The 13,162-nt window shown below is 32.3% G+C and carries 15 protein-coding genes and 1 tRNA gene; 12 read left to right on the top strand and 4 right to left on the bottom strand.

Annotated elements, in window-relative coordinates; translation table 11 throughout:
- Positions 1-2: 2 nt before the first annotated feature.
- Positions 3-299, bottom strand: a complete 297-nt coding sequence (locus ACFSC2_RS03565; protein WP_066033683.1) for a DUF493 family protein — start codon at positions 297-299, stop codon at positions 3-5.
- Positions 300-696: 397 nt separating this feature from the next.
- On the opposite strand from ACFSC2_RS03565, the gene ACFSC2_RS03560 reads away from it, so the two are divergent.
- The 8 genes from ACFSC2_RS03560 to ACFSC2_RS03525 all read left to right on the top strand — a co-directional run bounded on the left by ACFSC2_RS03560 (position 697) and on the right by ACFSC2_RS03525 (position 8,781).
- Entirely contained in the window at positions 697-1,608 is a 912-nt protein-coding gene (locus ACFSC2_RS03560) for an alpha/beta hydrolase family protein (protein WP_379816240.1), read from the top strand.
- A gap of 25 nt (positions 1,609-1,633) precedes the next feature.
- Positions 1,634-2,413, top strand: a complete 780-nt coding sequence (locus ACFSC2_RS03555) for a hypothetical protein (RefSeq protein ID WP_379816239.1) — start codon at positions 1,634-1,636, stop codon at positions 2,411-2,413.
- A 94-nt stretch (positions 2,414-2,507) separates the two neighbouring features.
- Complete coding sequence (locus ACFSC2_RS03550; protein ID WP_379816238.1) at positions 2,508-3,596, top strand: hypothetical protein; 1,089 nt, start codon at positions 2,508-2,510, stop codon at positions 3,594-3,596.
- A 602-nt stretch (positions 3,597-4,198) separates the two neighbouring features.
- Positions 4,199-4,732: an AAA family ATPase gene (locus ACFSC2_RS03545; protein WP_379816237.1), complete on the top strand. Its 534-nt coding sequence runs from the start codon at positions 4,199-4,201 to the stop codon at positions 4,730-4,732.
- A 64-nt stretch (positions 4,733-4,796) separates the two neighbouring features.
- The gene (locus tag ACFSC2_RS03540) at positions 4,797-6,692 is read left to right on the top strand and encodes a RecQ family ATP-dependent DNA helicase (protein WP_379816236.1); all 1,896 of its coding nucleotides are present in this window, start codon (positions 4,797-4,799) and stop codon (positions 6,690-6,692) included.
- A complete protein-coding gene (gene fmt, locus ACFSC2_RS03535) occupies positions 6,692-7,639 on the top strand; it encodes a methionyl-tRNA formyltransferase (RefSeq protein WP_379816235.1) in 948 nt (315 codons plus the stop codon). The genes ACFSC2_RS03540 and fmt overlap by 1 nt, the downstream gene beginning before the upstream one ends.
- Before the next feature lie 180 nt (positions 7,640-7,819).
- Entirely contained in the window at positions 7,820-8,092 is a 273-nt protein-coding gene (locus ACFSC2_RS03530; protein ID WP_194141116.1) for an HU family DNA-binding protein, read from the top strand.
- A gap of 128 nt (positions 8,093-8,220) precedes the next feature.
- Positions 8,221-8,781 (top strand): YqgE/AlgH family protein, encoded by a 561-nt coding sequence (locus ACFSC2_RS03525; RefSeq protein WP_026727618.1) that lies wholly within the window; start codon positions 8,221-8,223, stop codon positions 8,779-8,781.
- Here the strand turns inward: ACFSC2_RS03525 and ACFSC2_RS03520 are convergent.
- On the bottom strand, positions 8,778-9,614 hold the full coding sequence (locus ACFSC2_RS03520) for an aminotransferase class IV (protein ID WP_379816234.1): 837 nt from the start codon (positions 9,612-9,614) through the stop codon (positions 8,778-8,780). The genes ACFSC2_RS03525 and ACFSC2_RS03520 overlap by 4 nt on opposite strands.
- Positions 9,615-9,668: 54 nt before the next feature.
- On the bottom strand, positions 9,669-10,061 hold the full coding sequence (locus ACFSC2_RS03515) for an START-like domain-containing protein (protein WP_095952184.1): 393 nt from the start codon (positions 10,059-10,061) through the stop codon (positions 9,669-9,671).
- Positions 10,062-10,212: 151 nt separating this feature from the next.
- Between ACFSC2_RS03515 and ACFSC2_RS03510 the strand changes: the two genes are divergently transcribed.
- From ACFSC2_RS03510 to ACFSC2_RS03495, 4 genes are all read left to right on the top strand, one after another.
- Positions 10,213-10,286 (top strand) — tRNA-Met (locus ACFSC2_RS03510).
- 171 nt (positions 10,287-10,457) lie between these two features.
- Positions 10,458-10,706: a hypothetical protein gene (locus ACFSC2_RS03505; protein WP_379816233.1), complete on the top strand. Its 249-nt coding sequence runs from the start codon at positions 10,458-10,460 to the stop codon at positions 10,704-10,706.
- Between the two features lie 562 nt (positions 10,707-11,268).
- Positions 11,269-11,658: an ACT domain-containing protein gene (locus tag ACFSC2_RS03500; RefSeq protein WP_379816232.1), complete on the top strand. Its 390-nt coding sequence runs from the start codon at positions 11,269-11,271 to the stop codon at positions 11,656-11,658.
- 120 nt (positions 11,659-11,778) lie between these two features.
- Positions 11,779-12,504, top strand: coding sequence for a type 1 glutamine amidotransferase (locus ACFSC2_RS03495; RefSeq protein ID WP_379816231.1), 726 nt, complete (start codon positions 11,779-11,781; stop codon positions 12,502-12,504).
- Between the two features lie 13 nt (positions 12,505-12,517).
- On the opposite strand, the gene ACFSC2_RS03490 is transcribed toward ACFSC2_RS03495, so the two are convergent.
- Positions 12,518-13,120, bottom strand: a complete 603-nt coding sequence (locus ACFSC2_RS03490; protein WP_379816230.1) for a 5'-methylthioadenosine/S-adenosylhomocysteine nucleosidase family protein — start codon at positions 13,118-13,120, stop codon at positions 12,518-12,520.
- Positions 13,121-13,162 lie beyond the last annotated feature (42 nt).

Genomic DNA, 13,162 nt, shown 5'->3' with positions numbered 1-13,162 from the left:
AGTTATAATGAAACTATACCTTCTATTGTAGACACTTCTTTGTATTTACTGATCACATCGTCTGAACTGTGCATCGTAACATCTACAGAAACGCTGGTAAATTTACCGGTTTTAGATTTTGTTGTTTTAATAACCGCACCCATTCGATCAAAAGCTTTTTCGACACGCTCAACATTATCGGCAACAGAAGGCACAATAAACTTGTACAAATATTCTGCTGGCCAAGTATTTGCGTTATCTAACTCAACCTTTAATCTTTCGTAAAATTCGGCGGTGTTTTTTTCTTTATCGTTCTCCATTCGTAATTAAAAATAAACGCAAATATACGGTTTTGATTTTAGACTTTTGATTTTAGATTTTAGATTTTTTTTGAGCTTAAAACTTTGTTTTAAAGGGACAAAGTTGCAAAGGCATAAAGGTGCAAAGAAAAAAACTTTACAAGATTATTTGATTGTGAAATTTCATCTTATATTTGAGAAAAACAATACATAAAATATTTTTCGAAAAGTTCATCTAGAAGCAGATATACAACGTACTGTTTGTCATTTCGACGAAGGAGAAATCTTCGCAAGTAGCTCCGTAAAGAGAAGCTAATTTCTGTAGAATTTCTTATGGAGATTTCTTCGTCGTCGAAATGACAATATTGAACAAAAACTTTGCGCCTCAGCGACTTTGCGAGATTAAAACACAATCACAATGAAAAAAATCGTCTTCTTCCTTTTTACCTTTTTCACTTTTTACAATAGCAACGCCCAAGAAGTTAAAACACTTACTTATTTCCAAAATGACACTTTAAAACTGGATTTAGATTTATACTTACCAAAAGTAAAAGCTGGTGAAAAAATTCCGTTGATTGTATTTGCCTTCGGAGGAGGATTTTCTGGCGGCGAACGTACAAGCGAAAAAGATTTCGGGAAATTTATGGCGCAAAATGGTTATGCTGTTGCCAGTATTTCGTACAGTTTGTATATGAAAGGAAAAGATTTTGGCTGTAAAGGAACTTTGACCGAAAAAATAAAAGCGATTCAAATTGGCGTAAGCGATACGTGGCAGGCAACAGGATTTTTAATTGAAAATGCCAACAAATACAATTTAGATACTTCTAAAATCTTTATCTCGGGAATTAGTGCTGGAGCCGAAATTGGTTTTCACGCATCTTTTTGGGATTATAAATTAATGAACTTGTACAAAAGTAACCTTCCAGAAAACTTCAAATACAAAGGTTTTATCGGAGGTTCGGGCGCGATTCAGGACATTAATCTGATTACAAAAGAAAAAGCGATTCCGATGTTGTTGGCGCACGGAAACAATGACGATACCGTTCCATATGCGGCGGGTTCGCACCGCTCCTGCCCGACTAATGCTTCTGGCTGGCTGATTCTTTTTGGCTCTTATGCGGTTTACAATCAAATGAATGATTTACATAAAGACATTGAACTGATTACTTTCTGCGGAGGCGGACATGAATTTTCAGGTTATCTTTTCCATGATGGAAAACAATATGTTTTGGATTTTGTGAATGATGTTTTGAAAGGAAAAAAGTTTCAATCGCATTTGATTCTTCCTTCTAATAAAAAAGGTCCTGCGAAATATTCTTTTTGTGATTAATTTTTTTCTAAAACATTAATTTAAAATGGAACTACAATTCAAAATATCATTCATAGCATTTTTTGCATTCTTTCTGCACAATACTGAAAATATTAAAAAAATCCAAACAGAAAAAATATCACAAATTACAGCTTCAAATAATTATCATTTTGGAGGAAGCGTGAATTTTGAATTCTATTCCGACAGCACTTATGCATTTATTCATGTTAAAAATCAACTTAATAATAACAAACAAGAAAAATTTGAAGGTTCCTGTTTCTTAAAAAATGACACTCTTTACTTTAAACCAATAAAGTTTAGTTTTAACGAAAGTAAAAAAGCCGTAATTAAGAATAATTTTATCGAATTTGTAGATGGCAAATCTCCTTTAAAAATTGAAATCACTAAAAATATATTTCAAAAAAAAGCAGCATTAGATCTTACAAAACATAAAGATTATACATTTTTTACTTTTGACCCAAAATTCTACGGATACTATTTTGACTACAAGCCTAACATTATAAAAGCTTACGATTTAAATCAAAAAGAATTAACTGAAGTAGATCAAATTTTAAAAAAATGTTTTTCTAAAAACGCTTTATTATTAAAAAAAATAAATCAATATGTAAAACAATGTATTGTTATTATAAATGAGAAACAAGAAAAAGAAGTTTTGATAAATTGTTATTGTAAAGACTCTTGGATTGAAGCAGAATATAAATATTCACTAATAGATATGAGTGATGGCGGAAATTGTAATATCAGTGTAAGAATAAATCTAAACAAACACAATTACTCTAAGCTTAATATCGCAGGAGAGGCATAAATGAAAACTTTTTTTGTGAGCATTTTTTTTCATTATTTTGTTCCAATGAGAAACTAATATAGAACTGCCTCAAAAAACCAACCAGTAAAATTTAATGGAAGAAAGCCTAAAAAATCACGAAAAAACAATTGCAAGAAAGCACAGCTTTGGCTGGACACCAAAATTTGAAGAAGAATTTAGAACAAACTTAAACGATAAATTATTCATATCATTAGCAGAAAAAACATTTCAAAACCTGAATTGGGATGTAGTGTATAAAAATGATAAAACTATTGAAGCAAAAAGAAAAGAAAATAGTTTTGGCATTGAAAAATGGACTGAAGCCATTTCAATTACTTACAACCACGGAAAAGTTCTCGTAAAAAGTAATTCGTTAGGAAATGAAATGTGGGACAATGGAAGAAACTCAAAAAGGGTTAAATTATTTATTCATGCATTTAAAGAAACCGAAAAAAGTTTCGACAAAGAAGCTCTCAATAAATTAGAAATTGAAATTGACAGAAAAAATAATTGGGATGATTACGTAATTCCCGAAAATCTGCCTCAACCAAAGGAAGCAAAAATCCCTAATTTTGTAATTCCAATAGTTGGAGGCATTTTATCTTCTGTTTTATTAGCTTTTATTATCGCTGAGATATCTGTAAACGTAATTTATGTAATTGGATTATTTGAATTTTTAGCAGGATTGGCACTCGCCTTTTCATTAAAATATTTAATACAAGTTTCAAACTTTACTGAATTTCAAAAACTGAAATATCTATTAATCGGAATGATAATTCTAACTTATACTTTAAATCAATATTTTCAGTATGAAATAATCTTGAGAGAATACAATTATGAGAGAATTGGCTTTCTTTCATTTTTAAAACTTATTTTAGAAGAAGGATTAACAATTAAAAAAATAAACACCGGCTGGATTGGATTAGTAATCAGCTGGATTTTACAACTTGTAATTACCTATTATGTTGCTTTGCTAAGGTTAATTTCAAACATTGCATCCTATCAACTAAATAGAATTCCTGGAGAAGTAGTTGATTTTGCCTTTTATCACTTTGTAAAAGATAAAACCGAAAACGAAGTTAGAGCTGAATTATCAAAAAAAGGCTGGTCTGAAAAACGAAATCAAGATGAAGTTTTTGAAGCAATTGGTGCAATTAATGATGTAAAAGAACTTAGCCGATAAAACAATTTCAATCTATTATTATAGAAAATAAAATTTTCGTTTAAAAACTGCTCCAGTGGAGCAAAATATTTATAGAAAATTCATTTTCGAACCAAATAAAAGCTCCAGCGGGAGCGACATATAAATTATTTAAAAAATATGTCGCTCCCGCTGGAGCTTTAGCATTTATTGTCTATCCTTTTTCTATAAATATGTCATCCCTAGCGGGACTTTATAAATTAGTATAGCTTTTTTATTGCTTACCATTATTTGGCTAAAGCCGAATTCTTGACCTCTAAAATCCGTTGGTTAAAACCAACGGCAATTCAAATTCAAATTTATATTTTAGCATACTTTAAGGTTTTTAAAACCTTGTCGGTATTTATTTTTCTCTTCACTTGAATTTGAAATCTTGCGGGAAATGTGAGATTCAAAAACAAAACCATGTTGGCTTTTTAGCCCTGATGCAAGCGGAAATCCTTTTATTTTTTCTTTAAAAAGCAAAAGATTGAAGCGGACAGCAGGAACTATGTCTGCAAAAAATGCGAAATCATTCGCTCAAAGCAAATTTTATTTTTTATATATTAATAAGTTTAGGTAAATTTGCGCTTTATTTTTAGAAAGTGCAAAAAGAAATTATAGTCCTGCTTGGTGGACCTGGAACTGGAAAATCGACTCTTATTAACGAACTAGTGGCTCGCGGTTATTGCTGCTATCCTGAAATTTCTAGACAGGTAACCATGAAAGCGCAGCAAGAAGGTATTGAACAATTGTTTTTGGAACAGCCTCTTTTGTTTAGCGAAATGTTGTTGGAAGGACGAATTGATCAATACAAAAATGCTCTTACTGAGCCTGATACTATTGTTTTTATTGACAGAGGAATTCCTGACGTTGTTGCTTATATGGATTATATTGGTGACCAATATCCGGAACATTTTACTAAAGCCTGTGAAGACTATAAGTATACCAAAACTTTTATCCTGCCACCTTGGGAAGAAATTTACCAAAGTGATGCCGAACGGTACGAAAATTTTGATCAGGCAGTCTTAATTCAGGAACACCTTATTGAGACTTATAAAAAATATGGTTACGAGCTTATTGAAGTTCCAAAAGATACGGTTGAAAACAGAATTCTTTATATCTTAGATAAAATTTAGCGAGTCGTTTAAAGTTGTAAAACTAGAAACTGATTTCTAAATTTTTAACTTTAAAACTAAAGCGATGCTAGGACCGCAGGATATTCTTCTAAAATACTGGAAACACGACAGTTTTAGACCGTTGCAAAAAGAAATTATCGATTCTGTTCTCGAAGGTCAGGATACTTTTGCGGTACTTCCGACGGGAGGCGGAAAATCGATTTGTTTTCAGGTTCCTGCTATGATGCAGGACGGAATCTGCTTAGTAATTTCTCCTCTTATTGCCTTGATGAAAGATCAGGTGATGAATCTTCAAAAAAGAGAAATCAAAGCGATTGCTCTTACGGGTGGCATTCATACCGAAGAAATTATTGATCTTCTTGATAATTGTCAATACGGAAATTACAAATTCTTATATCTTTCGCCAGAACGTTTACAATCAGATTGGATTCTGGAGCGCATCAAAAATCTTCCTATAAATTTAATTGCTGTTGACGAAGCGCATTGTGTTTCACAATGGGGACACGATTTTAGACCTGCTTATCTTAAAATTTCAGAATTAAAAAAATATTTCCCAAAAATTCCTTTTCTGGCTTTGACCGCGACGGCGACTCCAAGAGTTATTGAAGACATCAGAACACAACTAGAACTAAAAAATCCGAATCATTTTCAACAATCATTTGAGCGAAAAAATATTGCTTATATGGTTTTTGAAGTAGAAGACAAATTGTATCGCGTGGAACAGATTTTGAAAAAAAATCCACAGCCTTCTATTATATACGTGCGAAATAGGAAATCGTGTTTGAACATTTCTTCTCAATTACAATCTTTAGGCTTTACGGCTACATATTATCATGGAGGCCTTTCGACGAAAGAAAAAGACAAAAACATGCAATTGTGGATGTCGGAGCAAACGCAGGTTATTGTTGCCACAAATGCGTTCGGAATGGGAATTGACAAAGACAATGTAAAAACGGTTATTCATACACAACTTCCAGAAAATTTAGAAAATTATTATCAGGAATCTGGAAGAGCGGGACGAAATGGCGCGAAAGCTTTTTCGGTTTTGCTTTATAATAATTCAGACGCGATTCAGACAGAACAGCAGTTTTTAAATATTCTTCCAGACAAGAAATTCCTAAAAACAATGTACATCAAACTGTGCAATTATTTTCAGATTGCTTACGGAGAAGGTCTGGATGAAACTTTTTCATTCAAATTGAATCATTTTTGCAATAAATACGAATTTCCGACTTTAAAAACCTACAATGCTCTGCAGTTTTTAAATCAACAGGGAATTATTACAATGTCTCAGGAATTCTCAGAAAAAATCACCATTCAGTTTATTATCGAATCAAAAGAAGTTATCCGATACATAAGTTTGAATCCAAATGACGAGGAAATTCTGCTGGCGATTTTAAGAACTTATCCTGGGGTTTATGAAGTTAAATCGAATTTAAATTTGGGATTAATCGCAAAGAAATCCAATCATACTGAAGAACAGGTTACAGCACTTCTCGAAAAACTCAAAGAAAAAGACATTATAGAATATAAATCTAAAAATAACGACGCTACTATATTATTTAATGAAGTCCGCGAAGACGATCTTACCATAAATAGGGTTTCAAAATATTTAGAAAAACAAAATCAGGTTAAAAAAGAACAGCTTTTATCTGTTTTACATTATATAAAGGAAAACAAAACCTGCAAAAACAGATTGGTTTTAGATTATTTTGGAGAAGAGACAAGAGAAAACTGTGGTATTTGTTCGTACTGCATTACGCAGAAAGGAAAAATCACTGAGTCCGATTCGATTGCAGATAAGATTTTATCTTTGCTAAAAACGGCTTCTTTGACTTCGAGAGAAATTGAGAACCAAATTAAAATGGATACAAAAGATATAATTTCAGTGCTTCAGGAATTACTCGAAAACAATCATATTATCATACAAGCAAATAATAAATACACTTTAAAATCATAATGGAGAAATTGAGAATTATTTTTATGGGAACGCCAGAATTTGCTGTCGGCATTTTGGATACCATTATTAAAAACAACTATGATGTTGTCGGCGTAATCACAGCTGCAGACAAACCAGCTGGACGCGGGCAAAAAATAAAATATTCGGCTGTAAAAGAATATGCTTTAGCAAACAACTTAAACTTATTACAGCCAACCAATTTAAAAGATGAAGATTTTTTAGCAGAATTAAAAGCTTTAAATGCCAATTTACAAATCGTGGTTGCCTTTAGAATGTTACCAAAACTAGTTTGGGAAATGCCTTCTTTAGGAACTTTTAATCTTCACGCTTCTTTACTTCCTCAATATAGAGGTGCCGCTCCTATTAACTGGGCTATAATTAATGGAGAAACCAAAACCGGAGTTACTACTTTCTTTATTGATGACAAAATTGATACTGGCGCAATGATTTTGAATTCTGAAATCGCAATTGAACCAGAAGAAACTGCGGGACAACTTCATGATCGATTAATGCATTTAGGAAGTACAACTGTTATTGATACTTTGAAAGTAATCGAGAATGGAAATGTTGTTACAACAATTCAAGAAGACAATGCCGATATTAAAACGGCATACAAACTAAACAAAGAAAACTGTAAAATTGACTGGACAAAATCTGGAGCAGAAATCAATAATCTAATTCGCGGTTTGAGTCCTTATCCCGCTTCATGGTGTTACCTAAAAGACCAAGACGAAGAACTGAATATCAAAATTTACGAGGCTAAATATATTTCGGATTGTCATTCGAACGAAGTGGGAAAATTATTTAGTAATAAAAAAGAAATTAAGATTGCAATAAAAGACGGATATATTCAGTTATTAAGTCTACAATTTCCTGGGAAAAAGAGAATGCTTGCTTCTGAATTATTAAATGGAGTTAGTTTTTCTGAAGTTGCAAAAGTTCATTAACATCAGTAAAACAGGGGTTTGTACTTGTTTTTTATCGATGAACAACAGCTGTTATGAACAAAAAAAGCAAGTTATTAACAATTTTTGCTAAAATTAGCCAAAACGCTTGCACGCAACGGATTTCCTACTAAATTTGTGTATTAACAATTTTTTTTAACCAACAATTAATAACTAATTATTATGAACAAATCAGAATTAATCGATGCTATCGCTGCTGATGCAGGAATTACAAAAGCTGCGGCAAAATTAGCTTTAGAGTCATTTTTAGGGAACGTAGGAGCTACTTTGAAAAAAGGAGGAAGAGTTTCTTTAGTAGGTTTTGGATCATGGTCAGTATCATCTAGAGCAGCTAGAGACGGAAGAAACCCACAAACAGGAAAAACTATTAAAATTGCAGCTAAAAACGTTGTGAAATTTAAAGCTGGAGCTGAATTAGAAGGTGCAGTGAACTAAGTAAGAAAGTTCTCTAAACTAATAATATAATTAAAACCCTCCTTGTGGAGGGTTTTTTTGTGCGGTTTAACGATTTTTTTTGTGATTTTAATTTTTTTATGATTAAATTTAATAAAAATTGTAGCCGTATGATTTCAGAAAAATTAAAAAAAGGACACCTGCTTATTGCCGAGCCTTCAATAATTGGAGATTTATCTTTTAACAGATCGGTAATTTTATTAGCAGACCATAACAAGGAAGGATCAATTGGTTTTATCATTAATAAGCCTTTAAAATATACTATTAATGATTTAATACCAGAGATTGATGCGAACTTTAAGATATATAACGGAGGCCCTGTCGAACAAGACAACCTATATTTCATTCACAATATTCCAGAATTGATCCCGAATAGTGTCGAGATTTCTAATGGAATTTATTGGGGCGGTGATTTCGAGTCTACCAAAGATTTAATAAACGACGGATCTATCAGCAAAAATAACATTCGTTTTTTCTTAGGTTATACTGGCTGGGACGAAAATCAGCTTGAAAATGAAATGCAGGGCAACTCTTGGATAATTGCTGATAATAATTACAAAAACAAAATTATCGGAAAATCAACCACTCATTTCTGGAAAGAACAGATTATTGAGCTTGGTGGTGATTATCTTATTTGGTCTAACGCACCTGAAAATCCATATCTGAATTAATTTTCAGAAATGGATTCATTTAGTTTCTGCAGCAGCAAATGAGCCAGATTAGTTTTAAACTCTTTTTTTCGATATTTAGTTATCGGTTGTATTCCCATGATTACATTTGTGAGAAATAATTCGTCCGCTTTTTGAAGTTCAAAGGGCGAAATTATTTCTTCGGATACTTCTATGCCTTCAAGTTTTTTAGCCAAAGCTAGGATTTGCTTACGCATAACTCCGTTAAGGCATCCTTCAGAAACTGGAGGCGTAATAAGTTTATTACCTACAACCATAAAAATATTCCCTTGCAATCCTTCAATTACATTTTTGGAGTCATTCAGTAAAATACAATTGGCAAGACCATTTTCGTGCGCAAAAATACTTCCCGTAATATTAATCATCTTATTAGTCGTTTTAATAGACGATAATAATTGTTTGGTTACATAGAAGTCTTTGTACAAATCAACCTCATATTCATTCAGATTTAAAGCGTATAACCTGCGTTCGAGCACGGTCGTATTTATCAAATAGGATATTTCATTAGTTTGAGGAAGATATAAACCGCCATTATTTCTATAAACGGTAATTCGCGCTCTTGCTGATGATGAAATTCCCTGCTCATTTACCAGTTTAAGAATTTCTTCTTCCAAAAATTCCATTGTAAAATTCATAGGAATCTGCATGCGCACAACACGCATAGAAGCCATTAGCCTAAAATAATGATCTTCAAGAAACAAGATTTTTCCGTTGATTATTTTTACCGTTTCAAAGACTCCATCGCCATATAAAAAAGCACGATTTTGAGTTAATATATTATCTTGCTCTACTATGTTTCCGTTAAAATTAATCATAAAAAAACCCTGAATTTTGTTCAGGGCAAATATAAGGTATAAAATAGACTTATACTAAACAGATCCTATAAGATGTTTTAGATCTGAGATTTGATTCTCCCACAATTGTTTAGCCTCTCCTATTTCTTCTTTATCAGCAAAATCTACTACCATAAGAGATACGTCTTTTGTCAATTCGTCTACTAAAATATGAAGTTCAAAAAAATACTCGGTGTCTTTACTGCTGTCATCAACCCATTTGAATTTTACTTTTTCTCCTGTTTTTTTAGAAGCTAAACGTGCTTTTTCCTGCGAGTCATTCCAGATGAATGTAAAAAACTCACCTCTCGAATTAACATTGTCAGCAAACCATTCTGATAAACCTGACGGAGTCGATATATATTGATATAATAATTGCGGCGAAGAATTTATGGGAAACTCGATTTCGTAACGTATTTTTGAATCCATGTGCTACTTTTAATTTTTTTGGAAATATAAGAATATATGTCCAAAAACAATGCATAATTAAAAATATTTTTTTTTCTTCAAATTATGCTTGCGAGCTTTAATATTATTTCTATCTTTGCACCCGCAATCAGGAATTCATGATAGCAGTCTTGGCGAGGTAGCTCAGTTGGTTAGAGCGCAGGATTCATAACCCTGAGGTCACGGGTTCAACTCCCGTCCTCGCTACAAACGGCAAAACCCTTAGACAGAAATGTTTAAGGGTTTTTTATTTAAAAATAATCTGACTTTTACAGACAACTGCGACGTCTTTAAACTACTTTTTGATTTTATAATGCCGGAAATTTTAATGCTGAACTAATAGAAATTTTATTAGATTTACGACTCTTAACGAACATTATGGACATAGTTAAATTTAAAATCACATCAAAAACGATAAAAGTAGAAGTACGCAATTCGAATAATTATGTTTTTAATTTTAATACTGCTTTGGAGATTGATAAAGCAGACCGAGATGTTTTATTAAAACTGTACAATGCATTGGATCTTCTTTTTAAGAAAGAAGCTACTATCGAAAATAAAAACTACATTTCTCCTAATCAGACCAATATATTGGATCAAATTTCTGCGGCCGATAATTTGGAATAGATTTGTAAAACATCATAAAAGCAAAAGCGAGTTAATTAAAAATTAACTCGCTTTTTTTGTTTTTAACCCTATTTCAATAGTATAAAAATATTACATTTTACTATTTTTAGAATTTGAAGCTGCATGAGCTCTTTTGATAATTTAAATTATCTTAATGATTAAAAAATGAGCAAATAAAATTCATAATTAAAAGTGTTGGATTTTAGCAAAAATCTCCTTCCAACACCACAATAACTATCAATTAAAATAGTATTTTGCAGCAGTAATTAGCGACATATGGATATAGTCAAATTTAAAATCACATAAAAACAATAAAAGTCGAAGTACGAAATTCGAATAATTATGTTTTTAATTTTAATACGGCTTCAGAAATTAAAAAAGAAGATAGAGATGTTTTATTAAAACTATACAATGCTCTAGATCTGCTTTTTAAGAAGGAAGTCGCACTCGAAAACAAAAACTATATTGCTCCTAACCAGACAAATATATTGGATCAGATTTCTGATGCTGATAATTTGTAATTGGAGAAATAATTGAATTTTATCATTTAAAACCCATTAAAATGTCTGGAGAAAAAAATCTCAATACAATCTTAAAAAACCTAAATCCCATTTTAAATGAAGGCCGTTATGTGTATTGCTGCGTAAACGATATTGACAATATTCCTTTCTCTAAAATTTCATTCTTATTTAAAGAAACCGAAGGAATTACGGTTGTTCTTAAAAAAGAAGATGCTGACCAACTTAACCTAGAATATTCTTATGTTGCCGCTTGGATCACTTTTAAAGTGCATTCTTCTCTAGAAGCTGTTGGAATGACTGCTGCATTTTCTACTGCTTTGGGCAATGAAAACATAAGCTGCAATGTCGTTGCGGCTTATTTTCATGATCATATTTTCATTGATGAAAAAGATGCCGAAAAAGCAATGAATGTATTATCATCTTTTAATTAAGGAAGGATTCTAAAATTTTCTAATCGAGTTTGCTGGACTACTTTTAATTTAATAAACTGTACCGCTAACATAACGTTTGTTGTTTTTATTTTTGTCTGAATAAATTTTAAACGAAAGAAAATGAATATCCATATTGTGCAGCATGAAGATTTTGAAGCGCCCGGAGCATATTTGGAATGGGCTGTTTCCAGAAACCACAACGTTACATTTTCAAAAGTTTACCTCAATCAATCTTTACCAGAAACGGCTTCGAATATCGATTTGCTGTTGATTATGGGCGGGCCACAGAGCCCTGACACTACTATAGAAGAATGTTCTCATTTTGACGCCAAAGCAGAAATCGGTTTGATACAAAATGCCATCAAAAACAATAAAGCGGTTGTGGGTGTCTGTCTTGGTGCGCAGCTTATTGGTGAAGCTTTTGGCGGATCATTTGAACATAGTCCTGAAAAAGAAATTGGTGTATTTCCTATTCAATTAACACAAGACGGTCTAAATGATCCTAAAGTAAATCATTTCGGATCAGAGTTAGAAGTTGGTCATTGGCATAACGATATGCCCGGATTAACTACCGAGAGCAAAATTCTTGCCTCGAGCAAAGGCTGTCCGAGGCAGATTATTTCTTATTCTAATTTAGTATACGGTTTTCAATGTCATATGGAATTAAATTCAGAAGTGGTAGAATTACTAATTGCTGCTGATGAGGATTTTTTATTGACCAACACCAAACATCAATTTGTACAGCATCCGGATAAAATTCGAAGTTTTGATTTTAGCGAAATGAATCAAAAACTGTTTGAGTTTTTAGACAAATTAGAAGCAGAATATAGAAACGCTGCTTCATAATAGTTGGATTATTTTAGTCTAAAATACTTTCTTTATTTAATTCTAAAATTTTCCCGTACGCAATTGCTGCTTTATGCACTTGAACCAGCCAGTCTTCAGCTGCATTATCATCTGCTCCGTCAGAAATATATTTGAGACATAAAAACGGAATATTCTCTTTCATTGCAATCATTGCCAAAGCGTATGCTTCCATATCTACAACAGTATAGGCAGGTGCGCAATGTCCCATTTCAAAATTATCTCCCGTACCACAGATACCTACCTGCAATCCATCCATAAGTAAACCATATTCGATAATTGGCGGAAGTCCAGACAATGGTGTTTCGTATTGCGCATAACCCAAACCTCGAACATCCATGTCTCTTTGTACAAATTTAGTGCAACAAACCACATCGCCTTTTTTGAAACAAGTGCTTCCCGCTGAACCGAGATTTATAATTAAAGAAGGTTTATTTTTATGAATGGCTTTCGAAAGTTCATACGCGGCATTGACTTTACCAATTCCTGTTATGATAGTATTACAATCTGTAAAAACTGCTGCCGCTTCAGATTCCAGCGCAAAAGTGAACAATATATCTTCGATTGCAAATGATGCTTCTGAATTAATTTTTATCATTAATCTTAAAATTTGTTTCGACAAAAATACATGGATACTATG

Source organism: Flavobacterium artemisiae, assembly GCF_042678225.1.
Taxonomy (GTDB): Bacteria; Bacteroidota; Bacteroidia; order Flavobacteriales; family Flavobacteriaceae; genus Flavobacterium; species Flavobacterium artemisiae.
Note: the sequence above shows the minus strand (reverse complement) of the source record. Positions and strands in the feature narration are given on the sequence as shown.

Coding starts and splice junctions, on each gene's coding strand:
- fmt (WP_379816235.1), top strand. CDS start 6,692: ATGGAGAAATTGAGAATTATTTTTATGGGAACGCCAGAATTTGCTGTC.
- ACFSC2_RS03525 (WP_026727618.1), top strand. CDS start 8,221: ATGATTTCAGAAAAATTAAAAAAAGGACACCTGCTTATTGCCGAGCCT.
- ACFSC2_RS03555 (WP_379816239.1), top strand. CDS start 1,634: ATGGAACTACAATTCAAAATATCATTCATAGCATTTTTTGCATTCTTT.
- ACFSC2_RS03550 (WP_379816238.1), top strand. CDS start 2,508: ATGGAAGAAAGCCTAAAAAATCACGAAAAAACAATTGCAAGAAAGCAC.
- ACFSC2_RS03495 (WP_379816231.1), top strand. CDS start 11,779: ATGAATATCCATATTGTGCAGCATGAAGATTTTGAAGCGCCCGGAGCA.
- ACFSC2_RS03505 (WP_379816233.1), top strand. CDS start 10,458: ATGGACATAGTTAAATTTAAAATCACATCAAAAACGATAAAAGTAGAA.
- ACFSC2_RS03490 (WP_379816230.1), bottom strand. CDS start 13,120: ATGATAAAAATTAATTCAGAAGCATCATTTGCAATCGAAGATATATTG.
- ACFSC2_RS03540 (WP_379816236.1), top strand. CDS start 4,797: ATGCTAGGACCGCAGGATATTCTTCTAAAATACTGGAAACACGACAGT.
- ACFSC2_RS03500 (WP_379816232.1), top strand. CDS start 11,269: ATGTCTGGAGAAAAAAATCTCAATACAATCTTAAAAAACCTAAATCCC.
- ACFSC2_RS03560 (WP_379816240.1), top strand. CDS start 697: ATGAAAAAAATCGTCTTCTTCCTTTTTACCTTTTTCACTTTTTACAAT.
- ACFSC2_RS03520 (WP_379816234.1), bottom strand. CDS start 9,614: ATGATTAATTTTAACGGAAACATAGTAGAGCAAGATAATATATTAACT.
- ACFSC2_RS03565 (WP_066033683.1), bottom strand. CDS start 299: ATGGAGAACGATAAAGAAAAAAACACCGCCGAATTTTACGAAAGATTA.
- ACFSC2_RS03515 (WP_095952184.1), bottom strand. CDS start 10,061: ATGGATTCAAAAATACGTTACGAAATCGAGTTTCCCATAAATTCTTCG.
- ACFSC2_RS03530 (WP_194141116.1), top strand. CDS start 7,820: ATGAACAAATCAGAATTAATCGATGCTATCGCTGCTGATGCAGGAATT.